The sequence below is a fragment of the Variovorax sp. Root411 genome (assembly GCF_001425205.1).
Classification (GTDB): Bacteria; Pseudomonadota; Gammaproteobacteria; order Burkholderiales; family Burkholderiaceae_C; genus Variovorax.
In genome coordinates this window covers 285,999-308,885 of sequence record NZ_LMDW01000019.1, presented here as the reverse complement: position 1 = coordinate 308,885, position 22,887 = coordinate 285,999, and the positions used below count along the sequence as shown (strand labels likewise).

The 22,887-nt window shown below is 66.7% G+C and carries 25 protein-coding genes; 13 read left to right on the top strand and 12 right to left on the bottom strand.

Annotated elements, in window-relative coordinates; translation table 11 throughout:
* Nucleotides 1-49 precede the first annotated feature (49 nt).
* Both ASC92_RS24455 and ASC92_RS24450 read left to right on the top strand, forming a co-directional pair.
* Nucleotides 50-433, top strand: coding sequence for a thioredoxin family protein (locus ASC92_RS24455; RefSeq protein ID WP_056520912.1), 384 nt, complete (start codon nucleotides 50-52; stop codon nucleotides 431-433).
* An 11-nt stretch (nucleotides 434-444) separates the two neighbouring features.
* On the top strand, nucleotides 445-1,107 hold the full coding sequence (locus ASC92_RS24450; RefSeq protein WP_056520910.1) for an NmrA family NAD(P)-binding protein: 663 nt from the start codon (nucleotides 445-447) through the stop codon (nucleotides 1,105-1,107).
* Nucleotides 1,108-1,116: 9 nt separating this feature from the next.
* Here ASC92_RS24450 and ASC92_RS24445 read toward each other — a convergent pair whose 3' ends face one another.
* Nucleotides 1,117-2,058, bottom strand: coding sequence for a LysR family transcriptional regulator (locus ASC92_RS24445; protein ID WP_056520908.1), 942 nt, complete (start codon nucleotides 2,056-2,058; stop codon nucleotides 1,117-1,119).
* A 113-nt stretch (nucleotides 2,059-2,171) separates the two neighbouring features.
* On the opposite strand from ASC92_RS24445, the gene ASC92_RS24440 reads away from it, so the two are divergent.
* The gene (locus tag ASC92_RS24440) at nucleotides 2,172-3,599 is read left to right on the top strand and encodes a M20 family metallopeptidase (RefSeq protein ID WP_056520906.1); all 1,428 of its coding nucleotides are present in this window, start codon (nucleotides 2,172-2,174) and stop codon (nucleotides 3,597-3,599) included.
* A 12-nt stretch (nucleotides 3,600-3,611) separates the two neighbouring features.
* Nucleotides 3,612-4,601 (top strand): Bug family tripartite tricarboxylate transporter substrate binding protein, encoded by a 990-nt coding sequence (locus ASC92_RS24435; protein WP_056520904.1) that lies wholly within the window; start codon nucleotides 3,612-3,614, stop codon nucleotides 4,599-4,601.
* 4 nt (nucleotides 4,602-4,605) lie between these two features.
* On the opposite strand, the gene ASC92_RS24430 is transcribed toward ASC92_RS24435, so the two are convergent.
* Complete coding sequence (locus ASC92_RS24430; RefSeq protein WP_056520902.1) at nucleotides 4,606-5,412, bottom strand: alpha/beta fold hydrolase; 807 nt, start codon at nucleotides 5,410-5,412, stop codon at nucleotides 4,606-4,608.
* Nucleotides 5,413-5,672: 260 nt separating this feature from the next.
* Nucleotides 5,673-6,983 (bottom strand): O-acetylhomoserine aminocarboxypropyltransferase, encoded by a 1,311-nt coding sequence (locus tag ASC92_RS24425; RefSeq protein WP_056520900.1) that lies wholly within the window; start codon nucleotides 6,981-6,983, stop codon nucleotides 5,673-5,675.
* 153 nt (nucleotides 6,984-7,136) lie between these two features.
* On the opposite strand from ASC92_RS24425, the gene ASC92_RS24420 reads away from it, so the two are divergent.
* Nucleotides 7,137-7,577: a CBS domain-containing protein gene (locus ASC92_RS24420; protein WP_056520898.1), complete on the top strand. Its 441-nt coding sequence runs from the start codon at nucleotides 7,137-7,139 to the stop codon at nucleotides 7,575-7,577.
* 43 nt (nucleotides 7,578-7,620) lie between these two features.
* Here the strand turns inward: ASC92_RS24420 and ASC92_RS24415 are convergent, their stop codons facing one another.
* The gene (locus tag ASC92_RS24415; protein WP_235505983.1) at nucleotides 7,621-8,598 is read right to left on the bottom strand and encodes a Bug family tripartite tricarboxylate transporter substrate binding protein; all 978 of its coding nucleotides are present in this window, start codon (nucleotides 8,596-8,598) and stop codon (nucleotides 7,621-7,623) included.
* 8 nt (nucleotides 8,599-8,606) lie between these two features.
* Nucleotides 8,607-9,698, bottom strand: coding sequence for an adenosine deaminase family protein (locus tag ASC92_RS24410; RefSeq protein WP_200936027.1), 1,092 nt, complete (start codon nucleotides 9,696-9,698; stop codon nucleotides 8,607-8,609).
* Nucleotides 9,699-9,784: 86 nt separating this feature from the next.
* Between ASC92_RS24410 and ASC92_RS24405 the strand changes: the two genes are divergently transcribed.
* Complete coding sequence (locus ASC92_RS24405; RefSeq protein ID WP_056520892.1) at nucleotides 9,785-10,741, top strand: LysR family transcriptional regulator; 957 nt, start codon at nucleotides 9,785-9,787, stop codon at nucleotides 10,739-10,741.
* Nucleotides 10,742-10,754: 13 nt separating this feature from the next.
* On the opposite strand, the gene ASC92_RS24400 is transcribed toward ASC92_RS24405, so the two are convergent.
* The 5 genes from ASC92_RS24400 to ASC92_RS24380 form a co-directional block, all read right to left on the bottom strand.
* Nucleotides 10,755-11,102, bottom strand: a complete 348-nt coding sequence (locus ASC92_RS24400; RefSeq protein ID WP_056520890.1) for a DOPA 4,5-dioxygenase family protein — start codon at nucleotides 11,100-11,102, stop codon at nucleotides 10,755-10,757.
* 96 nt (nucleotides 11,103-11,198) lie between these two features.
* On the bottom strand, nucleotides 11,199-12,257 hold the full coding sequence (locus tag ASC92_RS24395; protein WP_056520888.1) for a polyketide cyclase: 1,059 nt from the start codon (nucleotides 12,255-12,257) through the stop codon (nucleotides 11,199-11,201).
* A 42-nt stretch (nucleotides 12,258-12,299) separates the two neighbouring features.
* Nucleotides 12,300-13,259 (bottom strand): SAM-dependent methyltransferase, encoded by a 960-nt coding sequence (locus ASC92_RS24390; protein ID WP_056520887.1) that lies wholly within the window; start codon nucleotides 13,257-13,259, stop codon nucleotides 12,300-12,302.
* Nucleotides 13,260-13,291: 32 nt separating this feature from the next.
* Nucleotides 13,292-13,714 carry a thiol-disulfide oxidoreductase DCC family protein gene (locus tag ASC92_RS24385; RefSeq protein WP_056520885.1) on the bottom strand — a complete coding sequence of 141 codons (423 nt, stop codon included), beginning with the start codon at nucleotides 13,712-13,714 and terminating at the stop codon, nucleotides 13,292-13,294.
* A gap of 60 nt (nucleotides 13,715-13,774) precedes the next feature.
* Nucleotides 13,775-14,368 carry a GbsR/MarR family transcriptional regulator gene (locus tag ASC92_RS24380; protein ID WP_056520882.1) on the bottom strand — a complete coding sequence of 198 codons (594 nt, stop codon included), beginning with the start codon at nucleotides 14,366-14,368 and terminating at the stop codon, nucleotides 13,775-13,777.
* A 116-nt stretch (nucleotides 14,369-14,484) separates the two neighbouring features.
* Here ASC92_RS24380 and ASC92_RS24375 point away from each other — a divergent pair, with 116 nt between their 5' ends.
* Nucleotides 14,485-15,579 carry a PA0069 family radical SAM protein gene (locus tag ASC92_RS24375; protein WP_056520879.1) on the top strand — a complete coding sequence of 365 codons (1,095 nt, stop codon included), beginning with the start codon at nucleotides 14,485-14,487 and terminating at the stop codon, nucleotides 15,577-15,579.
* Nucleotides 15,580-15,636: 57 nt separating this feature from the next.
* On the opposite strand, the gene ASC92_RS24370 is transcribed toward ASC92_RS24375, so the two are convergent.
* Entirely contained in the window at nucleotides 15,637-16,212 is a 576-nt protein-coding gene (locus ASC92_RS24370; protein WP_056520877.1) for a DUF1569 domain-containing protein, read from the bottom strand.
* Nucleotides 16,213-16,687: 475 nt separating this feature from the next.
* Here ASC92_RS24370 and ASC92_RS24365 point away from each other — a divergent pair, with 475 nt between their 5' ends.
* From ASC92_RS24365 to ASC92_RS24340, 6 genes are all read left to right on the top strand, one after another.
* Nucleotides 16,688-17,614, top strand: coding sequence for a LysR family transcriptional regulator (locus tag ASC92_RS24365; protein WP_056520875.1), 927 nt, complete (start codon nucleotides 16,688-16,690; stop codon nucleotides 17,612-17,614).
* Nucleotides 17,615-18,088: 474 nt separating this feature from the next.
* Complete coding sequence (locus ASC92_RS24360) at nucleotides 18,089-18,760, top strand: hypothetical protein (RefSeq protein ID WP_056520872.1); 672 nt, start codon at nucleotides 18,089-18,091, stop codon at nucleotides 18,758-18,760.
* A complete protein-coding gene (locus ASC92_RS24355) occupies nucleotides 18,757-19,299 on the top strand; it encodes a GTP-binding protein (RefSeq protein WP_056520870.1) in 543 nt (180 codons plus the stop codon). The genes ASC92_RS24360 and ASC92_RS24355 overlap by 4 nt, the downstream gene beginning before the upstream one ends.
* Nucleotides 19,296-19,691, top strand: coding sequence for a roadblock/LC7 domain-containing protein (locus ASC92_RS24350; RefSeq protein WP_056520868.1), 396 nt, complete (start codon nucleotides 19,296-19,298; stop codon nucleotides 19,689-19,691). The genes ASC92_RS24355 and ASC92_RS24350 overlap by 4 nt, the downstream gene beginning before the upstream one ends.
* An 87-nt stretch (nucleotides 19,692-19,778) precedes the next feature.
* Complete coding sequence (locus tag ASC92_RS24345) at nucleotides 19,779-20,138, top strand: hypothetical protein (RefSeq protein ID WP_056520865.1); 360 nt, start codon at nucleotides 19,779-19,781, stop codon at nucleotides 20,136-20,138.
* A gap of 64 nt (nucleotides 20,139-20,202) precedes the next feature.
* Nucleotides 20,203-21,162 (top strand): LysR family transcriptional regulator, encoded by a 960-nt coding sequence (locus tag ASC92_RS24340; protein ID WP_056520863.1) that lies wholly within the window; start codon nucleotides 20,203-20,205, stop codon nucleotides 21,160-21,162.
* Nucleotides 21,163-21,462: 300 nt separating this feature from the next.
* On the opposite strand, the gene gnd is transcribed toward ASC92_RS24340, so the two are convergent.
* Nucleotides 21,463-22,884, bottom strand: a complete 1,422-nt coding sequence (gene gnd / locus ASC92_RS24335; protein ID WP_056520861.1) for a decarboxylating NADP(+)-dependent phosphogluconate dehydrogenase — start codon at nucleotides 22,882-22,884, stop codon at nucleotides 21,463-21,465.
* Nucleotides 22,885-22,887: the final 3 nt, after the last annotated feature.

Genomic DNA, 22,887 nt, shown 5'->3' with positions numbered 1-22,887 from the left:
CCCGGACGTACCACCCCGGCCTTCCGATCACACCACCGACGCATCAGCCTTGAGCGCCCTTCCAAGCACCCCCGAATCCGCCGAGCCGGCCAGCGATGCGCCGTGGGTCGTGTGCCTGTGCGCCGAATGGTGCGGCACCTGCCGCGACTACCGGCCGCTGCTCGAACAGGTGGCGCGCGCGCACCCGCAGTTCCGCTTCGCCTGGGTCGACATCGAGGACCACGCCGACATCGCCGATGCCTTCGACGTCGAGACCTTCCCGACCCTGCTGGTCGCGGGTGCCGACGGCACGCGCTTTCTCGGCCCGCTGCTGCCGCATGCCGAGACGTTGTCGCGCATGCTCTCCGCGCTGCAGCCGCCGAAGCCATCGAGCCTCGACGTCGACCTGCTGCTGGCGGTGCTGAACAAGAAGCCGGCCGTCTTCGCGGTCTGACCGGAACTCTCATGAAGATCCTGATTTTTGGCGCCACCGGCATGGTGGGGCAGGGCGTGCTGCGCGAGTGCCTGCTCGCGCCCGATGTCGAGAGCGTCGTCGCCATCGGCCGCAACCCCACGGGGCAGCAGCACGCGAAGCTGCGCGACCTGGTCCACAAGGACATGTACGACTACGCCGCCATCGAGCCGCAGCTTCAGGGCTTCGATGCCTGCTTCTTCTGCCTCGGCGTTTCGTCGGTCGGCATGAAGGAGCCCGAGTACAAGCGCATCACCTACGACCTGACGCTGGCCGCCGCCACCGTGCTCGCGCGGCTCAACCCGGGCATGACCTTCACCTACGTGACGGGCGCCGGCACCGACAGCAGCGAGCGCGGCAGCAGCATGTGGGCACGCGTGAAGGGCGCGACCGAGAACGCCCTGCTGCGCCTGCCGTTCAAGGCGGCCTACATGTTCCGCCCCGGCATGATCCAGCCGATGCATGGCGTGCGCTCGAAGACGCCGCTCTACGATGCCGCCATCTTCGTGCTCAAGCCCGTGCTGGAACTGGCCTATCGCCTGTGGCCGAACCGGGTGACGACCACCGAGAAGGTCGGCCGCGCGATGCTGGCCGTGGCGCGCAACGGCGCACCGAAGGCGCTGCTCGACCCGGCGGACATCAACGCGCTCGGCTGAGCTTCTTCTTCAGGTGGCGGCCCGCGCGCGGCCGAGCTTGCGCCGGCCCGCGCTGGTGATCGCGCCTACCAGGTGTTCGACGAAGTCCTGCGCCAGCGGTGGCAGCGTGCGGCCTTCGAGCGCCAGCACCTGCAATTGCCGCTGCTGCAGCGGCGCTTCCGCGAAGGGCCGGGCCACCACGGCGCCCGCGTCGATCAGGTGCATCACCGTGAGATGGCCCGACAGCATCACGTCGGGCGTACGCAGCAGCGGCAGCAGCACCGACGAGAAATTGCTCACGAAGATCGCGTGGTACTGCAGCCCCTGCAGGCTGCAGGCCTGGTCGAACAACTGGCGCGCGGTCACGCCCTTGTCGCCAACGGCCAGCGGGTAGCGCACCGCATCGGCCACCGACACCACGCGCTGGCGCGCCAGCGGATGGTCGGGCCGCAGCACGGCATACACGGGCGCGGTGGCCGAGTGCTCGATCTTCAGGCCCGGCTCCGGCGCCACCACGTACTTGAGCGCGATGTCGGTCTCGCCGCGCGCCAGCAGCGCGCTCACGCCGTCGGGCGAGCCCACGTGCAGTTCGAGCTGGCACCCCGGGTGTGCCGTTTCGAAGCTGCGCATCACCAGCGGCATGAAGTGCCCCGCGAAGCCTTCCGTGCAGGCCATGCGGATGCGCCGCGCGCCTTGCCCGCCCAGGTCGCGCACCTGTTCGACGACCTGCTCGATGTCGAGCTGCGCATTGCGCAGGTGCGCCGCCAGCCGCTCGCCGGCGGCGGTCAGTGCCATGCCGCGCGCATGCCGTTCGAACAGCGGCGTGCCCAGGCTGTCTTCGAGCTTGGCGATCTGCCGGCTCACCGCCGACGACGCGACGAACAGCCGCGCCGCGGCCTGGTTGACCGAGCCGCTGCGCGCCACTTCGAGGAAGTGGCGCATCGGAATGCTGAGGAGGGGGAGCGTTGTCATGGCGGCCGGGGTGTTGCCTTCAAGGCAATGGTAGCTTGCCAAAACGATGCTGGAAGCACCGGGCCGCAGGCCTTGTACTTGCGGCACCCGATGGACAGACAAGGAAACCCTTCATGCAACGCAGAGACAGCCTGGCCGCTGCCGCCGCCTACTTCGACGCAGGCGGCTTCTTCGCCGACCTCCAGCGCCGCATCGCCTTCCGCACCGAAAGCGACACCGGCGCCGCCACGCCCGCCCTGGAGGCTTACCTGCGCGAGGAGCTGGTGCCGCCGCTCGCGGCGCTGGGCTTCGCCTGCGAGGTGATCGCCAATCCGGTGCCCGGTGGCGGGCCCTTCCTCATCGCGCGTCGCATCGAGGACCCGGCCCTGCCCACGGTGATGACCTACGGCCACGGCGACGTGGTCAGCGGGCAGGACGCGCAATGGGAAGAAGGCCTGGCGCCATGGGCGCTCACGGTGCGCGGCGAGCGCTGGTACGGCCGCGGCACGGCCGACAACAAGGGTCAGCACAGCATCAATCTCGGCGGCCTTGCGGCTGCGCTCGAGGCACGCGGCGGGCGCCTGGGCTACAACGTGACGTGGCTGGTCGAGATGGGCGAAGAGGCCGCCTCGCCCGGCCTGCATGCGGTGTGCGCGCAGGAGCGCGACAAGCTGCGCGCCGACCTGTTCATCGCCAGCGACGGCCCACGCGTGAGCGCGCAGCGCCCCACGCTGTTCCTCGGCTCGCGTGGCGCGGTCAACTTCAGCCTGCGGCTGCGCGCCCGGCCTCGCGGCTACCACTCGGGCAACTGGGGCGGTGTGCTGGTCAACCCGGGCACGGTGCTCAGCCACGCCGTGGCCTCGCTGGTGGATGCGCGCGGCCGCATCCTGGTCGAGGCGCTGCGCCCGCCGCCCGTGACGCAGGCCGTGCGCGATGCGCTGGCCGACATCGCCATCGGCGGCGGTGCCGACGACCCCGCGGTGGACGAAGGCTGGGGCGAGCCCGGCCTGAGCCCGGCCGAGCGGCTGGTGGCCTGGAACACCATCGAGGTGCTGGCACTCGGTGCGGGCTCCGCGACGCGGCCGGTCAACGCGATTCCCTCGGAGGCCGTGGCGCATTGCCAGCTGCGCTTCGTGGTCGGTACGCCGTGGCAGGACCTGCAGCAGATCGTGCGCGCGCACCTCGATGCACACGGCTTTGGCCAAGTCGAAGTGCAGATCACGCTGACCGGTGCGGCCACGCGGCTCGATGTCGAGAACCCGTGGGTGGGCTGGGCGCGCCAGTCCATCGAAAGGAGCAGCGGCCGGCGCCTGGACCTGTTGCCCAACCTCGCGGGCTCGCTGCCCAACGACGTGTTCGCCGACCTGCTGGGCCTGCCCACGCTGTGGGTGCCGCACTCGTATCCGGCCTGCGCGCAGCACGCGCCCAACGAGCACCTGCTCGCGCCACTGGCGCGCGAAGGCCTGCAGATCATGGCCGGCCTCTACTGGGACCTCGGCGAGCCGGGGCTCGCGCCGTGGGCCGCAGGACAGATCTCGCCGACCGCTTCTTCCATCTCCTGACACGCCACGAACATGAAATTCACCGCCTCCCGCCGCACCTTCGCCCTGCTGCTCTGCGGCTCGACCCTTCTCGGCATCCACGCGCCCACGTTCGCGCAGGACAACTGGCCCGAGCGTCCCGTCAAGCTGGTCGTGCCCTTCCCGCCGGGCGGCGGCACCGACCTCGTGGCGCGGGCGATGGGGCAGACCTTGTCGGAGCACTTGGGCCAGCCCGTCGTGGTCGACAACAAGCCCGGCGCGTCCACCATCATCGGCACCGACGCCGTGGCCAAGGCCGCGCCCGACGGCTACACGCTGCTGCTCTCGGGCTCGACCAGCTACAGCGTGAACCCGGCCCTGCGCGCGAAGCTTCCGTACGACCCGGTGCGCGATCTCGCGCCCATCGCCATCGTGGCGCGCACGCCGCTGGTGCTGGTGGTGGGCAAGGGCACGCCGTGGCATTCGGTGCCCGAACTCATCGCCGCAGCCAAGGCAAAGCCGAAGAGCATCCGCTACGCCACCTTCGGCGCGGGTTCGGGCCCGCACCTGGCGGGCGAGCTGCTGGCGCTGGCCGCCGGCATCCAGCTCCAGGACATTCCTTACAAGGGCAGCAGCCAGGGGTCGATGGCGGTGATCGGCGGAGAGATCGAGATCGGCATCGACACCGTGGCCGCCGTGGCGCCGCACGTGCGTTCGGGCAAGCTGCGCGCGCTGGGCATCGTGGGCGCCACGCGCTCCAGCATGCTGCCCGAGGTGCGCACGCTGGCCGAGCAGGGCCTGCCCGACGCCACCTTCGACGCCTGGTACGGCTTTGCCGCGCCTGCGCGCACCCCGGCGCCGGTGATCGACAAGCTCGCCCGCGCCGTCACCGCCACCATGGGCAACGCGGCGCTGCAGGCGCAGCTGCGAGCGCAAGGCATGGAGCCGGTGGCCATCGGCGCGGCGGCGTTCCGCGCGCAGATGGAAGGCGAGATCTCGCGCTACCGCGCGCTCGCCCACCGGGCGGGGATCGTGGCGGAGTAGGCGCTCAGGCGCTTACGAAGTCGCGCAGCGCGAACAGCACCGCGTCGGGCGCCTCGCTCATCAGCGAGTGGCCGGCGTGCACCGTCACCGCCTTGGCGTTGCGGGCCTTGCCGACCAGCGCCTTGGTGGCGCGCGGCGGCGTCATCTGGTCGGCGTCGCCGAGCAGGAACAGCACGGGGCACTGCACTTTCTCCATCGCGGCCTCGCCGTTGGCGTAGTCGTTGCACGCCTTGAAGCCGACGTGGAACACGTTCGCCTCGCGGTTGCTCGCGAGCACGCGGCGCATCAGCGCGCGCGAGCTGCCGTAGAGCCAGGTGCCGGGGCCGAGCGAGGAGGGCGGGGGTGCGAGCAGCGAGTGCGAGAAGGTGTTGACCATCGCGATGGCGCGTTGCGGGTCGTTCAGCGCGCCGTCGAGCAGCGCGGGCGATACCACCATCGGGTAGGCGGTGCCGACCATCGCGAGGTGCGTGATCCGTTCGGGCACACGCGAAGCCGTTTCGAGCGCGATCAGCGAGCCGAAGCTGTGGCCGACGAGCGCGGCCTTTTGCACGCCGGCCGCGTCGAGCAGCGCGATGACGAATTGCGCAGCGTCCTCGACGCTCGCGGGCGGCGGGCCTTCGCTCTTGCAATGGCCGGGCAGGTCGACCGCGAACACGTTCCAGCCGTGATTGGCGAACCAGCGGCTCTGCAGGATCCACACGCTGTGGTCGTTGAGCACGCCGTGGATGAAGACGACGGTGGGCTTGCCTGCATCGAAGGGCTTGCCGCCGGTGTAGCAGTAGCTTGTGTGGCCGTTGACGGTGTAGTTCATTTCAGTTTTCCGCCGGGTGTTGGGTTTTTGGAGCGCCCGTTTTCGGGGCGCGTGCACAGGCCACCGGGTGCTCCCCTCCGCGAATGTCCCCCGCTTCGCTCCTCCTTTATTTCGCTGCGGTGCTCTGAACGATCACGACGGCGGGGTGCCTTGCGCAGCGAAATAAAGGAGGAGCGAAGCGGGGGACATTCGCGGAGCAAGGCACCCCGTCGGCGTGATCGCCCCCCGAACCGCACCGCATCGAAACGCAGCGTTCCATTTCAACCCCCTGCCTTTTCCGCAGCCTTGAGTGCACGCTTCAGGTCGTCGATCAGGTCAGCCGGGTCTTCCAGCCCGATCGACAGCCGGATCGTCCCCTGCGAGATGCCCGCCCCCGCCAGCGCCTCGTCGGTCATGCGGAAGTGCGTGGTGCTCGCCGGGTGGATTACCAGGCTGCGGCAGTCGCCCACGTTGGCCAGGTGGCTGAAGAGTTTCAGCGCCTCGATGAAGGCCTTGCCCTGCGCGCGGCTGCCCTTGATGTCGAAGCTGAACACTGCGCCTGCGCCCTTCGCGCCGTGGCGCAGCAGCTTCTGCGCGAGCGCATGGCTCGGGTGCGATTCGATCAGCGGATGTCCCACGCGCGACACGAAAGGATGGCTGGCGAGAAATTCGACCACCTTCTGCGCGTTGTCGATGTGGCGCTCCATACGCAACGGCAGCGTCTCGATGCCCTGCAATATGAGCCAGGCCGTGTGCGGGCTCATCGAGGCGCCGAAGTCGCGAAGACCTTCTCGGCGCGCGCGCAGCAGGAAGGCGCCGACGGTGCTTTCCTCGCTGAACACCATGTTGTGGAAGCCGTCGTAGGCCTGCGTCAGCTCGGCGAATTTGCCGGACTTTTCCCAGTCGAAGCTGCCGCCATCGACCACCACACCGCCAATCACCGTGCCGTGGCCCGAAAGAAACTTGGTCGCCGAGTGATAGACCAGGTCGGCGCCCCAGTCGAAGGGCTTGATCAGGTAGGGCGAGGTCAGGGTGGAGTCGACCAGCAGCGGCACGCCGGCTTCGTGGGCGATGTCGCTCACGGCCGGGATGTCGAGCACGTCCAGGCCCGGGTTGCCCACGGTCTCGCCGAAGAACAGCTTGGTTTCGGGCCGTACCGCGGCGCGCCAGCCGTCGAGGTCGCCGGGCTTCACGAAGGTGGTCTCGATGCCGAAGCGGCGCATCGTGTAGTGCAGCAGGTTCTGCGAGCCGCCGTACAGCGCCGTGCTGGCCACGATGTGCGAGCCGGCGCCCATCAGCGTGGCCACCGACAGGTGCAGCGCCGCCTGCCCGCTGGCGGTGGCGATGGCGCCGATGCCGCCCTCGAGCGCCGACACGCGCTGCTCCAGCACCGCGTTGGTCGGGTTGCTGATGCGCGAGTAGACGTGGCCCGCGCGCTCCAGGTTGAACAGCGCGGCCGCATGGTCGCTCGACTCGAAGACGAAGGAGGTGGTCAGGTGGATCGGCACCGCCCGCGCGCCGGTCGTGGGGTCGGGCGCGGCGCCGGCGTGCAGCGCGAGGGTGTCGAAACCGGGGTCTGAATAACCGGGCATGAGGGCCTTTCTGTGGCTGAGCGTTGTCTCCTGGCAATGCCCCGTTACGTCTGCAATTCATGCGTCCGCGACATGGGCGCTCAGGTCGGCGTCGATTGTGGGCTATATTCAAATCGGCACGCCGCCGAGATAGAAGTCCGAGAGGAGCAAACGATGAAAGTCAGCGACATCCTTCGCGTCAAGGGCAATACGCTCTTCACCATCACGCCAGACGACCTGCTGGCAGAAGCCGCCAACACCATGGCAGAAAAGGACATCGGTTCGCTGGTGGTCATGGAACACGGCGACCTCGTCGGCATGCTCACCTTTCGCGAAGTGATCGTTACCGTCGTCAAGAACGGCGGCCAGGTCGGCACCACGCTCGTGCGCAAGGCCATGGACGACGCGCCGGTCACCTGCACCCTGGAAACCGACCTCGACGAAATCCGCCGCATCATGCTGGAGCGCCACGCGCGCTACATGCCCGTGATGGACAAGCGCATGCTGATGGGCGTGATCAGCTTCTACGACGTGGCCAAGGCCGTGGTGGACAGCCAGAACTTCGAGAACAAGATGCTCAAGGCCTACATCCGCGACTGGCCAGAGGAACAGTAACTCCCCCAGGCTTCGCGCGCTTCCCGCCGCTTCGGCGGCGAGCCTATTCCTTGATGTTGGCGGTCTGCACGATCTTCTGATTGCGCGTGTATTCGGCCTGCACGAACTTCGAGAACGATTCCGGCGTGCCGCTGCCCGGCAGCGCGCCTTGCTCCATGAGCTTGGAGCGTACCCCTTCCTCCTGCAGCACCGCGTTGAGCTCGTGATTGATCTGCGCGACCACGGCCGGCGGCGTCTTGGCGGGCGCGAAGATGCCGGTCCAGCTCACCATGTCGAAGCCCTTCAGGCCGGGCATCTCGTCGAAGGTCGGCACGTTGGGCAGCGCGGCCAGCCGCTTGCTGCTGGTAATGCCGAGCGCCTTCAGGCGCTTGCCGTTCACGTGCGGGATGGCGCTGGTGCTGACCAGCATGGCCAGGTCGACCTGGTCGCCGATCACGTCGGTGGCAATCTGCGCGCCGCCACGGTAGGGCACGTGCGTGACGAAGATACCGCTGCGCTCCTTCAGCAGTTCCATGGCGAGCTGCAGCACGGTGCCCACGCCCGAGGTGGCGTAGTTGAACTTGCCGGGCCTGGCCTTCGCGAGCTTCACGAAGTCGCCGAAGGTCTGGGCCTCGAGGCCGGGGCGCGCCACCAGCACCATCGGCGCGGTGTTGAGCAGGCCGACCGGCGCCAGGTCTTTCAGCGGATCGAAGCGGAAGGCCGAGGGGTTCACCAGCTTGCCGATGGCGATGGCGCTATCGGGCCCGACCACCAGCGTGTAGCCGTCGGGCGTGGCGTTCACCGCCTTGGCCACGCCGATGGCGCCGCCCGCGCCGCTCACGTTCTCGATGACGACAGACTGCTTGAGCCGCTCGCCGAGGCGCTGGGCCACGAGCCGCGCATTGACGTCCACGCTGCCGCCGGCTGTGTAGGGAACGATCAGCGTGATGGGCTTGGCGCTCGGCCATGCCTGCGCGAGTGCCACGGTGGGGAGCGCCGCGCAGAGTGCGGCGGCAAGAAGCAGGCGGCGGGACGTATTCATGGCGTGGGTCATCCGTGGGTGGAGGGAGTGGGTTCTGTGTCGAGGCGGGCGCGCAGCGAATCGAATTCATTGCTCCACTGCGTGCGCCATGCGCGGCGCTGCGTGTCGTCGATCCACGCGCCGTCGAGGCCGTTGTGCATGAAGCAGCGCAGGTCGTCCAGGCCGAAGCCGAAGTCGCGCACCATCATCAGCCAGGCTTGCGTGGGTGTGACCTTGTGCAGCGTCGGGTCGTCGGTGTTGGGGTGGATGCGCAGGCCCAGGCCGGGCATGCGGCGAATCGGATGGTCCAGCGCCCAGCGCTCGGGTGCCAGCGTGCGCAGGTAGTACGAGTTGGTGGGCACCACGGTAAAAATCACGCCGCGCTCGGCGCACTGGCGCGCAAAGTCGGGCTGGTCGACCACCGTGTAGCCGTGGTCGATGCGGTCGACCTGCAGCACGTCGAGCGCGGTGCGCACGTTGGTCCAGGGCATGCCGAACTCGCCCGCGTGCGCGGTGGTCTTGAGGCCGGCTTTCTTCGCATTGGCATAGGCCTGCGTGAAGAGCTCCGGCGGGCGGTCGACCTCGCGGTAGTCGATGCCGATGCCGATCACCTCCTCGCAGCGGTGCGCCTTGACCCATTCGACCATCTCCACGGCGGCCTCGGGGCTGGCTTCGCGATCGATGGCGGCGATGAGGCGGCCGACGATGCCGAACTCCTGCTGCGCATCGTGGATGGCGCGCACGATGGCGCCTTGTGCGAGAGGGTAGGCAATGCCCGAGGCGTGCACCGTGCCGGTCGGGTTCCAGAAGAACTCGGCGTAGCGCACGTTGTGGGTGGCCGCGTCCTGCAGGTATTCGAGCGTGAGCTGGTAGAGGTCGCCGGCGCTGCGCACCAGCTGGGCGTCGAGCGCGCGCAGCACGCGCAGCACGCCGACCGGTTTTTCGCCGCGCGTGTAGAAGCCCTCGATCTCGTCGGCCGCCAGCGGCGAGCCCGCGCGCTGGTTGAGCTGCTTGAAGGTTTCGTGGCGCACCGTGCCGAACAGGTGGCAATGAAGCTCGGCCTTGGGGATGGCGCGGAGCATCGATTCCAGCGTGAGCGGGGCAGGGGTGGGGCTGGTCATGCGGACCAGTCTAGTAACGGCAGCCTCATAAGGAAAATTTTGAATTTCTATAATTTGATTCGCTGAATCAATAACCGGAAGTGCCCATGGCCGCCTTGCCCCTGCGTGCGCTCACGCTGCGCCAGCTGCAGTTCTTCTCGGTGCTGGTGGAAGAAGGCCAGTTCGGCCGCGCGGCCCGCAGGCTGGCCATCACGCAGCCGGCTTTGAGCAATGCCATCAAGCAGATGGAAAAGCTGCTCGGCGCCGAACTGCTGACGCGTTCCACCCACCGGCTCGAACTCACGCCCGTGGGCGCCGAAGTGCTGGCGCGCACCGACTTTTTAGTCAACACCTTCGAGGTGGCGCTGCGCGACATCGAGAGCACGGTGCAGCGCGGCCGTGCCTTCGTGCGCATCGGTGTGATTCCCTCGGCCAGCGCGCGCGTGGCAGCGGCGGCCAGCGAATTCCTGAAGAGTGGCGGCGAGCGTGCGGTTGAACTGGCCTGGCGCGACGCGCCATCGAACACGCTGCTGGCCGAACTGCGCAGCGGCCAGATCGACATGGCGGTGGCCGCGATCACCGAGCCGCCGGGCGGCTTGACCTGCATCGACCTGTTCCGCGACCCGCTGGTGCTGGTGGTGCGGCGCGACCATGCACTGGCCGCGGCCGGCGGCGCGAACTGGGAGGCCATCGGCCGCGAGCGACTGGTGCTGTTCGAGAGCGGCAGCATGCCGGCGCTCGGCAACCCGGCGCGCGCGCAGTTCGCGCAGGGAGCGGAGCCGTACCGCGTGAGCTATTCCGAGACGCTCTATGCGCTGGTGCGCAGCGGACAGGCGCTGGGGCTGATGCCGCGCCTGTACACCTCGTCGCTGCGCGACCCCGAACTGGCCGTGGTGCCGCTGCTGAAGCCAAGCGTCGAGCGCCGCGTGGTGCTGGCCTACCTGCCGGGGCCGATGCGCAACGTGGTGGCGCAGGAGCTGATCGCGTTCCTGCGCGAGCGGTTGCCGCAGGCTGGCGAGGCGATAGTGCGGCGCGTGAGCAAGGGGGGCAGGGTGCGGCGCTAGCCGGCGCGGCGTTCTAGTGCCGGAACATCCGCAGGTCGAGTGCGCTTTCTTCGCCGAGCCACATGGCATGCGCCGTGTGGTCGGCAAGGTCGTCGCCCGTCACGCCGTGCACAAACACGTCGAGCCCGTCGCGGTTGGCTTCGAGCCAGCCGATGACCTGGTCGAACTCGGCGGCGTCGAAGGCGAGCTGGCAGCTCCAGTGCGGATGCGGCCCCACCAGCCGCTCGTGCACGCGGCCGACCACCACCATCAGCTCGTGGCCCGCGCGCTCGCAGAGGGCGCGCGCCTGCGCCACCGTATCGGGTGCGAAGTAGAGGTGGGCGTGGTACTGGGCGTAGAGGTTTTCGGGGCGGCGCGGCATGGTGCGTTCATTGTGGCCCTAACCGTGGGCCCAGGTAAAAACGCTCGCGGTAGCGAGACAGGTCGGCGAGCGCTTGCCGGAAGACAAGTGCCTTCATCACCCGGCCGCCGTCGCGGTCGCTTCGCTGCGCGCCTTGTAGAAGCGCAGGATGTTCTCCGAGGCGTCGCCGAGCAGCAGCTGCATGACCCGGTCCGCATACCAGTTGAAGCGGGTGCTCAGGCGCCATGACACGGCAACGCTCAGATCGGTGCCGCCGTCGCGCGGGGTCAGCGTGTAGGTGGCGTCGCGCAGGTCGAAGTACTGGCCGCCGATCATGACGTGGTCGTCGAGCGCCCCGGCGGGAAAGGAGTCGGGCGTGAAGCGGAAGCGCCACTTCAGCAGGCGGTTGGGCTGCCACTCGGTGACGATCTCTTCGAAGTGCACGTTCTTCTGCCACTGTACCTGGCGCACGCGGCCCTCGGGCGTGTCGACGGTCACGCCCGACACCGGCATCGGCACGCCGATACGGTAGGCCCACGCGTCGCCGACCTCGCTGGGGCGGATGTTGCGCGCGGCGTTGAGCTCGTGCCACACGCGCTCGGCCGGCGCGGCGATGAAGAGCGTGCGCGAGGTGTTCGAGAACTGGTCCGGGTTCGGCAGCTGCGGCTCGATGGCGCCGAGAACGAGCGGCAGCACCGCGAAGCTGTAGATGGCCTGCTTCGGCCAGTTGGTGACGCGGCACACGATGCCCATCGCCAGCCCGCCGACGCTGCCCATGGTGGCGAACAGCGGAACGATGACGATGGCGCAGATCAGGCCCTCGATGAACACCAGCAGCGTGCCGCCAACGAAGAGCGAAGTCGCCACCCACGGCGCCCAGATGTAGTAGCCCCAGCTGCGGCGCTCGATGCGCTCGGCCATGTACACCGTGACCGCGCCGCACACCGCGGGCACGAAATAGACGAAGGAAGCCAGCATGGCCGAGTAGGGCTTGCCGGGGGCGCTGCTGAAGAGCAGGCGCAGCACGAGCGCTACCGCGGCGCCGATTGCCATCGGCCAGAACCAGCCGAAGGGCATGCCGCGAACAGGCTTGGGCTGTGCTTCTTCGCTCATCGCGGGCTGCGGTTCGACGGGGGCCAGCCCGGCGAACCTGCTTTCTTCGGAATCGTTTTGCATGAAAAGCCTCTTCTCCTCTGTCTGTTTGTATTCGTGTTGCGCTCAGTCGACGCGGCGCCTCGCGGTGACCATGCAGTAGTCGAAGTCGCGCCAGAACATGCCCAGCGCCAATGCGCAGTAGCTGGCCACGATGTGCTTGCGCCGCCATGGGCTGAGCCTGCCGCGCGCCTTCCAGAGTTCGGCCAGCGTGAAGCGGGTGGCCAGCACCGGGATGTGCAGCGCGCTGGGCGCGACGCGCCAGCGCAGCGACTTCACTTCCACGTCGTCGAAGCCGTGCTCATGCAGTGCAGCGATGAAGTCTTCGCGCACGGCCAGCGTGGGCACGGCCCAGCTGTCGGCCCACAGGCGGTGCAGCCAGCCCGCGAGGCGACCGGGGCTGCGGCGAAGCAGGAAACCGTCGACCACCGCCAGGCGCGCGCCTGGCTTCAGCAACCGCGCGGCTTCGCGGATGAAGTCGGCCTTGCTGGTGCCGTCGGCATAGCAGGCGCTCTCGATGGCCCACGCGCCATCGGCCTGTGCGGCGGGCAGGCCGGTGCGGGTGTAGTCGGCTTCGGGATGCGCCATGCGGTCGGCCACGCCGGCGGCGGCGTCGAGCTTCGCGGCGATGCGGTTCTGCACGGCAACATTGGTCACGGTGATGGCATACAGCGAAGGGTCGTCGCCGACCAGCGTGCGCGCGGTGGCGCCGGCGCCGCAGCCCATGTCGATCACGCAGCGGCGTTGCGCCGCGCTGCCGGGCCGGGTGTGGCCGAGTTGCAGCGCGCGGCCGACCACGCGGTTCATTTCCACCAGCATGCCTTCGCGCCGCAGCGGGTTCAGGCCCGCGCGCCAGAAGCCGAAGTGCATGTTGTAGCTGGGGCTCCAGGCGCTGTAGTCGACTGCGACTTCGGTGAAGTAATCCTGCGTGTCCTCGGCCGTGATGGGCGCGCTTGCGTGGCTCGCCGGCATACGCAGGGTCGTGTCGTGGGGCGTGCGGAGGTCGGGCCGAAAAACAGTGGACATGGCGATTCCCTCAGATGGTTGTTCGTCGGTTCTCAGAGGCGGCAGTTGCCGTCGTCGCAGGAGGGCGCGACGCGCCCCGCCAGCCTTGCGGCCAGCCAGCGCGGAATGCGATAGCGGTTGCGCGCCAGCAGCGCATAGGCACGGTCGGCCAGCGGCGCGAACAGAGGCAGGTCGAGCAGGAAGCTGCCGCTGGACAGGCCGACCGCCGTGCGGCAGATGCGGATCGCCGGTACGCCGACGAAGACGCGGCCTTCGGCGTCCGATACGTGGATGGCCGCCATCAGCGCATCGCGCGGGGCCGGACCGCTCCTGAACGCCGCTGGCGAGCAGTCGACCAGTTGCAGCCGGGCTGCCGCGTCGCGCGCCTTGAGGCTGCCCATTTCGGCCGAGCAGATTGCGCAGCTGGCGTCGAAGTAGATCGTGAGCGGGTAAGAGGGAAGGGCGGTATGGCTCATGGTGTTCTTGGTTATCGATATTTCTGTCAAAACAGAAATTAATAGGCAAAAAAAGAGACCTCAGATCATCGGCAGGCTGGCATGGTGCGCATCCGGGTCATCGTCCTTGCCGCCCTTGCTGGCCGAGGCCGTATCGCCTCGCACGAACTTTTGCACGCTGGCGCCCAGCGTCATCACCTTGTCGAGCGTGCCGGGCGACAGCCGCAGCATTTCGTCGGCCCAGGTGGCGAGCTTGTCCATGAGTTCCATGGTGGAGCGGATGCGGTCCTGCGCATCGGCAGGCTCCTTCTGGAAGTCAGGGCTGGAAACCAGCTCGCGCAGCACGCGCACGGTCGGGTCGAACTCGCGTTCCTTGCGTTCGCGCACGACGGTACGGAACAGCTCCCAAACATCGACGCTGGTCTCGAAATAGTCGCGGCGGTCGCCCAGCGTGTGGGTCACGCGCACGAGGTTCCAGGCCTGCAGCTCCTTGAGGCTGTTGCTGATGTTGGAGCGGGCCACGCCGAGCGTTTCGCTCAGTTCCTCCGCGTTCATCGGCTTGCCGTGCGCGAAGAGCAGCGCATGGATCTGCGAGACGGTGCGATTGACGCCCCACATCGAGCCCATTTCACCCCAGTGCAGCACGAACTTGCGTTGAATGTCGGTGAGTTCCATGGCGTCGAGTTTAGGATTTGCGAAATTTCTGTCAATAGAGAAATGGAAAAATTGGCGACGAATGTGAATCGGTTAAATACTGTATGAATACACAGTATTTAAGCCAAGGAGCTGCCATGCCAACTGCAAGGATCCCCATTCACGCCATCAAGGGCCGCGGTGCGGCCACGCAACTCGCGCACCGTTTCTCGAAAGACGAGCGCAACGCCTTCGACGACGGCTGGGGCACGCTCGAAGAAGGCGTGGCCGAGGCCGACGAGCTGCGGCCCATCGCCACCGAGATCCGCTTCGAGGACGTGAAGTCGGTGCTCAACGAGAACGACTCGCCCGACGTCCCCTTCGACCGCTCGATCAATCCGTACCGCGGCTGCGAGCATGGCTGCATCTATTGCTTTGCCCGGCCCACGCACAGCTACCTGAATCTCTCTCCGGGCCTCGACTTCGAGACCAAGCTCATCGCCAAGCGCAACATCGTCGAGGTGCTGCGCGCCGAACTGGGGCGCAGGAGCTACCGACCGAGCTACATCGCCATCGGAACCGCCACCGACTGCTACCAGCCCATCGAGCGCGAACTGCGGCTCACGCGCTCGATCATCGAACTGCTGAAGGAAACGCGGCATCCGTTCGCGCTGGTCACCAAGTCGAGCGCCATCGAGCGCGACCTCGACCTGATCGCGCCCATGGCGGCCGACCGCCTTGCGGCCGTGTACGTCACCGTGACCACGCTCGACGGCGAACTCGCCCGCAAGCTGGAGCCGCGCGCCGCGGCGCCGCATCGGCGGCTGCGCACCATCCGCACGCTGGCCGCGGCCGGCGTGCCGGTGGGCGTGAGCGTGGCGCCGCAGATTCCCTTCGTGACCGAAGACATGGAACTGGTGCTCGAAGCCGCGTGGGAGGCCGGCGCGCGCAGCGCGTTCTACACGGTGGTGCGGCTGCCCTGGGAAGTGGCGCCGCTCTTCAAGGAATGGCTTGCGCTGCACTATCCGCAGCGCGCCGACCGCATCATGGCGCGCATCCATGAGATGCGCGGCGGCAAGGACTACGACGCCGACTTCGCCACGCGCATGAAAGGGTCGGGCCTGTGGGCCGACCTGATCCACCAGCGTTTCGAGAAGGCCGCGAACCGCCTCGGCTTCAACCGCGAGCGCATTCCGCTGGACATCACCGCGTTCCGGCCGCCGGGCGCGGAGGGGCAGGGCAGCCTGTTCTAGGTTTCCATCGTGGGCGCGCGGGCGATACGCGCGCGTTCGGAAGGCCGCCTGAACGCCTCAGCCGGCGTCCATCAGTTCCCAGTGATTCGCCAGGTGCATGAGGTGGGCGCGCGTGTATTCCGATTTGCTCAGCGCGCCGTAGGCGAAGTGCGGTGCGAGCGCCGCGCCGTGCCGTTCGAAACGATTCAACGCCCCCATCAGGTGCTCCACGGCGGCATCGAGCGGCTGGCTCGAAGCGATGGTTGGTGCGCCGGGGATGGGCTCTTCCAGTCCATGGCTCATCTTGCCGCGCGCCGAGAACACCGCGAATGCCATGGCGCCCAGCGAGGCTCGGAACCAGGCGGGCTTCAGCTGCGGGAATCCGTCCAGTGAATATTCGACGCTTTGCGCGCAGTGGTGCAACACGTGGGCCAGGTCCCAGCCGGAGCGGGTATGCAGCGGTGTCTCGCGCAGGTGCTCGAGCGTGCGCATGGCTCGGGCGAGGTCGGAAAAAACGTCCATGGCAATGGGTTGGCTGGAGTGGGTGGCGACGTATCCGACCCCCGCGGCGGCAGTGCCCGCCAGCAGCGCGCCGCCCACCAGCAGGGTGCGTCGGTTGCCAGAGAGGGGGACATCCTCGAGGTCAGTGTTCATGTGGGCCGGATGGTAGGCCCGGGATCGCGCCCCAACTGTCAAATTTACGACGATTGCGGAAGGAAATGCAGCACCGGATTCGTCCCGCCCGCGGTGGATGATGGCGAAGCCTTCGACGAGGCGGGTCGTGTGTCGGGCAATTGCTAGGTCAAAGATTCATATATGAATCAGAGAAGGGCGAATTGTGGAAAAACGTCTTGGCAGGAGATGGTGGATTAGATTAACTATTCGCTATTTCTCTATAAAAGGACGCCGCTCAGAATAACCTCAGGGTGACGGATTATTTGAAAGTTAATTTTCAAAATCGCCCCGTCGACGGATATTCGGTCAGTTTCTTGTCAGTCTTGTGTAATTGTATCCGCACTCGGTGGATCTTTATCGATTGCAAATCAGTGATTGACCGATAACAAAACGGAATTGATGCCTGAAACGCCGCAAGCGAATTTGCAATCATCCATTGACAGAAAGAATCTTTGTGCTCGATCTGAACGAAGTCGCAATGTTCGTGCAAGTCGCACGCTCCGGCAGCTTTGCCGAAGCGGCGCGGCAGTTGCGCATGCCATCGGCAACGGTGAGCCGCCGCATCCAGCAGCTCGAGGCGCGCCTGGGTACCCGGCTGATGCAGCGCTCGACCCGCAAGCTGACGCTGACCAGCGCCGGCCAGACCTTTCATGAGCGATGCGGCCCGGCGGTCGAGGAACTGATCGAAGCGGGGCAATCGCACGTCGCGGGCAGCCAGGAGCCGAGCGGGCCGGTCCGGGTGGCTGCATCGGCCAGCTTCTTCGAATACTTCGAGATGGAATGGGTGACGGCGTTTCTCGACGCACATCCTTCAGTGCAACTCGACTTCGTGCTCAGCGATGTCCCGGCAGATCTCATCGCCGACCGCATCGACGTGGCATTTCGCATCGGTCCGCTGCCGGATTCAAGCTATGTTTCCCGACGGATTTTCGCGAGCTACGGCGGCCTTTTGGCCAGCCCCTCCTACCTGGCGGCGCACGGTGCACCCGCCAATCTGCAAGAGCTGAGCGAACACGAATGCCTGACGCAGCCGCCGGAAACCGGCAGCCACGCCACCTGGCGCCTGCAGGGGCCTGACGGCACGGAGGAAGAAGTGCGGGTGAGAGGGCGCTTCACCAGCAACGTGCAGGTGGCGCTGCGCCGGGCTGCATGCGCCGGGCTCGGCATCGTCGCGCTGCCGGCGGTTCTCACGGCATCGGAAGTGGCCGCGGGCCGGCTGGTGCCGGTGTTGCCGCTGTACATGCGGGCGGGGCGCGGCATGAGCGTGGTGTATCCCAGCCGCCAGCAGCGCCCACTGGCCGTGTCGGCATTCGTCGACATGGCGGTGGAAAAACTGAACCTGCAGGAGTGGATGCCGCTGTCCGGCGCGGAGTTGGCGTGATCGAGGGCCGGTGGTCTCAATTGGTGCGACCCATGATGGGGAATTGAGCCTTTTCTTGGTGCATGACATGCAATGTGTCATGTCGATTGCCTCAAAAACTGAGTGGCTGAATCCCACTTGAGGCACTAGTAGAAAGCCACAAAGTAGTAAAAAATTGTCACATGCTGTTCTCAAAAGGCGCGCGCATCAGTGATCGCGATTGGTCCAAACGGAACGTCCCTCCGAACTGCTTTGAATTGGACGAGCCTTTCAGTGCAAGCTAATTCATCCATTTTCATCGTTCTCCAATGTGGATCGAACTGTTTTTTCGCAAGGGAGATAGTGGATGCAAATTGATCGAGAGCATGTTCACAGTGGCCATTGCGCAAGCAACTTCAAGCCGGAAGGGCAGTTGCGGCAGTACGCCAACGCGCGGGCGACTGGCGCGAAGTCCCCGCGGTGAACTGATATGCGCGCTGCAAGCAGGACCTGCCGATGCTGAGGCTCGGCGTCTACAAGCTGCCGCTGGCCGAAGTCGTCGTGATCCAGACGATCGTGCGGCTGTATGCGAGCGACGCTGCCTTTCCGTGGCAGCTGGTCAATGCGCCGCCGTACGACGCGCTGCTGGTCGACGGTGCCGCCGTGGAAGAGGGCTGCCCACAGGTGGCCGGCATGGCCGCTGCCGTGCTCAGGCTCACGCGCATGCATTCGGGCGGAAAGCCCGACACGCTGGAGCGGCCGATACGTGCCGACAGGCTGCAGCGATGGCTCAAGAGCACTGAGCAGGCGCTGCGCGAGGCGAAGCCCGCGCGGTTGACGCCGGACGACGAAACCGCCCTGGAGATCGAGGTTTCCGATTCGGTCCGCTTCATGCTGCGCCGCTGGCCGCCGGCCCTGCTGTTGCGCAACGACCTCGACAACATCCGCATGGCGAGCCTGCTGTCACGGCGTGCGTTGAATGCGGGCGAACTGGCCGGCATCAGCCAGCTTCCGTTCTCCCAGTGCGTTTCGTTCCTGCATGCGCTGCAAACGGCTGGCGTGCTGGAGCTGCATGTGGCGCGGGCAGTGCCGCTCTTCGCGCCGAAGAACGACGGGGCCATGCGGCGCGACTTCGGGCGAGGTCTCATCAACGGCATTCGCCGCCGGCTGGGCCTGCGAACGACATGAAGGAATACAAGATTCTCCTCACCGGCACGGTGGGCGCGGGCAAGACGACAGCGATCGGACGCGTGAGCGAAACCTCGCCGGTCATGACCGACGTGCCGAACTCCGACACGTCGGTCGCCAAGGAGCGCACCACCGTGGGCCTCGACTTCGGCCAGCTCACGCTGGACAACGGGGACCGCATCCGCCTGTTCGGCACGCCAGGGCAGGCCCGCTTCGACTTTCTCTGGAAGATCCTTGTCAGGAACGCGCTGGGCGTGATCGTGCTGATGGACAACTCGCGGCCCGATCCGCTGGACGACCTGTCCACGTACATGCACGGCTTTGCCAGTGCCCTGCGGAGCCTGCCTTGCGTCATTGGCGTGGGGCGAACGGAATCCCACCCCGTACCGAGCCTTGACGACTACGCGGAAAGACTCGCCGCCATGGGCCGGGTGTTTCCGATTCTCGGCGTGGACGTACGCAGAAGGACCGACGTGATCCTGCTGGTCGACACGCTGTTGATGCAACTTGAAGCCGATGCGCGAGGAGAGACGGAATGAGTGTCAGACATGGTTTGTCCAGGACGGCGACGGCGCACGCGCAGCGCGAGGTGCAGAAATTGGTCGACGAATTGAGCGGCGTGACGGCCGCCGTGATCGCCACCGTGGACGGTTTCGACGTGGCTTCCGCGACCACCGGCGATACGGACCCCGCCCGGGTGGCTGCAATGGCCAGTTCCATCGTGGCGATCAGCAGCGTCGTCGCAGAAGAAGCCCGCCTCGGCCGCAAGGAGAGCGTGATGATCCGGACGGAATCGGGCTTCGCGGTTTTCTACAGCGTGCACCACCGCGATGGCGAACTCGTCATCAATGTGCTTGCCCGCGACAACGCGGTCCCGGCGCTGGTGGCCTACCGCGCCGCCCAACTCGCCAAGAGCCTCGCCGAGGCATGAAGGCAGATCTTCCGGTGCGCGTTTGCGTAGCGCACCGGCTTCTTTCGGTACGCAGCAACCCTTCCAAAGATTTGACTGGAGAAAAACTTGGCATCCATTAAGCAGACGCTCGAAGACATCCTGACCCTCGACGGCGCCATGTGCGCAGCAGTGGTCGACGCGGGCAGCGGCATGATCCTCGGCGCCGAGGGATCGGGCGTGGACATGGAAGTCGCCGCCGCCGGCAACACGGAAGTCGTGCGCGCGAAGCTCAAGACCATGCGGGCGCTGGGCCTGAACGACGTGATCGAGGACATGCTGATCACCCTGGGCAAGCAATATCACATCATCCGCCCTTCGGCTTCCAAGGAGGGCGTGTTTCTCTACGTCGTGCTCGACAAGCAGCGCGCCAACCTCGCCCTGGCCCGCCGCAAGACGCAGGACGTGGACAAGCTGATGGACTTCTGAGAGAGGTCCGCACCTGCCCGGCGCCGCAGGCGGAACGGGCTCGGTATCTGCAGAAAGAATTTCCTTGCTCGACCTGAACGAAGTCGCGATGTTCGTGCACGTCGCGCGCTGCGGCAGCTTTGCCGAAGCAGCGCGCCAGCTGCGCGTGCCGTCGGCCACGGTGAGCCGTCGCATCCAGCAACTGGAGGCGCACCTGGGCACCCGGCTGATGCAGCGCTCGACCCGCAAGCTGACGTTGACCAGTGCCGGCCAGGCCTTTCACGAGCGATGCGGTCCGGCGGTCGAGGAATTGATCGGAGCCGGCCAACTCCAGGTCGAAGGTAGCCAGGCGCCCAGCGGGCTGGTACGGGTGGGCGCGCCAGCCAGCTGCTTCGATTTTTTCAGGATGGAGTGGGTGGCCGAGTTCCTTGCCGAGCATCCGCTGGTGCAACTCGACTTCGTTCTCAGCGACGTCGTGGCCGACCTCATTGACGAGCGCATCGACGTTGCGTTTCGCAGCGGCCCCTTGCAGGACTCGAGCTACGTTGCCCGCAAGATCTTCGCAAGCTACGGAGGGCTGGTTGCCAGCCCTGCCTACCTGGCGGCGCACGGTACGCCGGCCAGTCTGCAGGAGTTGATCGAGCACGATTGCCTGACGCACGCTCCGGATTCCGGCAACTACGCCACATGGCGCCTGCAAAGGGCCGATGGCGTGGAGCAGGACGTGCGGGTGAGGGGACGCTTCATCAGCAACGTGCAGGATGTGCTGCGCAAGGCCGCGTGCGCAGGAATGGGAATTGCCGCGCTGCCGTCGATCATGACGGCGTCCGACGTGGCCTCCGGCCGGCTGGTGCCGGTGCTGCCGCAATACGTGCGGGCGGGGCGCGGCCTGAGCGTCATCTACGCCAGCCGCCGGCACATTCCGCCAGCGGTGACGGCGTTCGTCGACATGGCGATGAAGAAGCTAGGCCGGCAGGAGTGGACGCCCGCATCCAGGATCGTGGCTGCCCCGGGGGGCGCGCCGGTCGCGCTCAGTTTGCCTTGATACGGAGCGTGATTGTTCGGGGGGCGTGCACAGGCCACCGGGTGCTCCCCTTCGCGAATGTCCCCCGCTTCGCTCCTCCTTTATTTCGCTGCGGGGAGCACCCGGTGCCCTGAGCACAACGAGCGCTGCCGTTGTTTCGCTCGATCAACTACTGCTCTGAACGATCACGTCGATGCGGGGGCCTTTTTCGCGAAATAAAGGAGGAGCGAAGCGGGGGACATTCGCGAAAAAGGTCACCGCGTCGGCGGGATCGCGCCCCGACTCTCACCCCAGATGCAAAAACCTGGGGGTAGAGCCACGTCACCCAATGACTTCAGGCCAGTCCGTATGGAAGAACTGTCCTTCGGGCTTGTCGGTGCGCTCGTAGGTATGGGCCCCGAAGAAGTCCCGCTGCGCCTGCAGCAGGTTCGCCGGCAGGCGCTCGGTGCGGTAGCTGTCGTAGTAGGCCAGCGAGGCGCTGAACGCCGGCACCGGAATGCCGTTGCTCACCGCCAGCGCCACCACCTCGCGCCAGTTCTGCTGCGTGCGGTTCAGCAGGTCCTTGAAGAACGGATCGAGCATCAGGTTGCCCAGCGCCGGGTCGGTGCGGAAGGCCTCGGTGATGCGGTTCAGGAAGCGCGCGCGGATGATGCAGCCGCCGCGCCAGATGGAGGCGATGCCACCGAGGTCGAGCTTCCATTGCTTCTTGTCGCCCATCGTCTTGATCAGGTCGAAACCCTGCGTGTAGCTGATCACCTTCGATGCATACAGCGCGTCGTGCACCTTGGCCACCAGCGCCTTCTTCTCGAGCGAGAGTTCGATCTTCGGTCCCTGCAGCAGCTTGCTCGCCGCCACCCGCGCCTTCTTCTGCGACGACAGCACGCGCGCCTCGACCGCGGCGTTGATGGTGCTGATGACCACCGCGTTCTCGGCCGCGTTGACGAGCGTCCACTGGCCCGTGCCCTTCTGGCCCGCCTTGTCGAGAATGACGTCGACGATGGGCTTGCCCGTTTCCGGGTCCTTCTGTTCGAGCGCCTTGGCGGTGATCTGGATCAGGTAGCTCTGCAGCTCACCGTCGTTCCATTCGTTGAAGATCGCGGCCATCTCGTCGGTGCTGAAGCCGGCCGCCTTGAACAGGCTGTAGGCCTCGCAGATCAGTTGCATGTCGCCGTACTCGATGCCGTTGTGCACCATCTTCACGTAGTGGCCGGCGCCACCGGGGCCGATGTGGATCACGCAGGGCTCGCCGTCCACCTTGGCCGCGATGCTCTCGAAGATCGGCTTCATCACCTCCCACGTGGAAAGCGGCCCGCCCGGCATGATCGACGGGCCCTTGCGCGCGCCTTCCTCGCCGCCCGACACGCCCGCGCCGATGAAGCGCAGGCCCTTGGCTGCAAGGTAGGCGTCGCGGCGCTCGGTGTCGGTGTAGAGGCTGTTGCCGCCGTCGATGACGATGTCGTCCTTGTCGAGCAGCGGGATGAGCTGTTCGATCACCTGGTCGACCGGCGCGCCGGCCTTCACCATGATCTGGATCTTGCGGGGCCTGGCCAGGCTCTGCACGAACGCCTCGAGCGTCTTCGCGCCGACCAGCTTCTTGCCGGGGTTGGCCGCGATGAAGGCTTCGGTGGTCGCCTCGGTGCGGTTGTACACGCTGACCTGGAAGCCGCGGCTTTCCACGTTCAGCACGAGGTTCTGGCCCATCACGGCCAGGCCGATCAATCCGAAATCGCTTTTGTTGCTCATGGC

Excerpts from the sequence above, each read along its gene's own strand:
- ASC92_RS24430 (WP_056520902.1), bottom strand. The coding sequence starts at position 5,412 with ATGAACTACACCGTCAACGGCCACACAAGCTACTGCTACACCGGCGGC.
- ASC92_RS24415 (WP_235505983.1), bottom strand. The coding sequence starts at position 8,598 with ATGAATACGTCCCGCCGCCTGCTTCTTGCCGCCGCACTCTGCGCGGCG.
- ASC92_RS24350 (WP_056520868.1), top strand. The coding sequence starts at position 19,296 with ATGAGTGTCAGACATGGTTTGTCCAGGACGGCGACGGCGCACGCGCAG.
- gnd (WP_056520861.1), bottom strand. The coding sequence starts at position 22,884 with ATGAGCAACAAAAGCGATTTCGGATTGATCGGCCTGGCCGTGATGGGC.
- ASC92_RS24410 (WP_200936027.1), bottom strand. The coding sequence starts at position 9,698 with ATGACCAGCCCCACCCCTGCCCCGCTCACGCTGGAATCGATGCTCCGC.
- ASC92_RS24450 (WP_056520910.1), top strand. The coding sequence starts at position 445 with ATGAAGATCCTGATTTTTGGCGCCACCGGCATGGTGGGGCAGGGCGTG.
- ASC92_RS24385 (WP_056520885.1), bottom strand. The coding sequence starts at position 13,714 with ATGAGCCATACCGCCCTTCCCTCTTACCCGCTCACGATCTACTTCGAC.
- ASC92_RS24360 (WP_056520872.1), top strand. The coding sequence starts at position 18,089 with ATGCTGAGGCTCGGCGTCTACAAGCTGCCGCTGGCCGAAGTCGTCGTG.
- ASC92_RS24435 (WP_056520904.1), top strand. The coding sequence starts at position 3,612 with ATGAAATTCACCGCCTCCCGCCGCACCTTCGCCCTGCTGCTCTGCGGC.
- ASC92_RS24370 (WP_056520877.1), bottom strand. The coding sequence starts at position 16,212 with ATGAACACTGACCTCGAGGATGTCCCCCTCTCTGGCAACCGACGCACC.
- ASC92_RS24380 (WP_056520882.1), bottom strand. The coding sequence starts at position 14,368 with ATGGAACTCACCGACATTCAACGCAAGTTCGTGCTGCACTGGGGTGAA.
- ASC92_RS24440 (WP_056520906.1), top strand. The coding sequence starts at position 2,172 with ATGCAACGCAGAGACAGCCTGGCCGCTGCCGCCGCCTACTTCGACGCA.
- ASC92_RS24375 (WP_056520879.1), top strand. The coding sequence starts at position 14,485 with ATGCCAACTGCAAGGATCCCCATTCACGCCATCAAGGGCCGCGGTGCG.
- ASC92_RS24355 (WP_056520870.1), top strand. The coding sequence starts at position 18,757 with ATGAAGGAATACAAGATTCTCCTCACCGGCACGGTGGGCGCGGGCAAG.
- ASC92_RS24400 (WP_056520890.1), bottom strand. The coding sequence starts at position 11,102 with ATGCCGCGCCGCCCCGAAAACCTCTACGCCCAGTACCACGCCCACCTC.
- ASC92_RS24425 (WP_056520900.1), bottom strand. The coding sequence starts at position 6,983 with ATGCCCGGTTATTCAGACCCCGGTTTCGACACCCTCGCGCTGCACGCC.
- ASC92_RS24395 (WP_056520888.1), bottom strand. The coding sequence starts at position 12,257 with ATGCAAAACGATTCCGAAGAAAGCAGGTTCGCCGGGCTGGCCCCCGTC.
- ASC92_RS24390 (WP_056520887.1), bottom strand. The coding sequence starts at position 13,259 with ATGTCCACTGTTTTTCGGCCCGACCTCCGCACGCCCCACGACACGACC.
- ASC92_RS24445 (WP_056520908.1), bottom strand. The coding sequence starts at position 2,058 with ATGACAACGCTCCCCCTCCTCAGCATTCCGATGCGCCACTTCCTCGAA.
- ASC92_RS24405 (WP_056520892.1), top strand. The coding sequence starts at position 9,785 with ATGGCCGCCTTGCCCCTGCGTGCGCTCACGCTGCGCCAGCTGCAGTTC.
- ASC92_RS24420 (WP_056520898.1), top strand. The coding sequence starts at position 7,137 with ATGAAAGTCAGCGACATCCTTCGCGTCAAGGGCAATACGCTCTTCACC.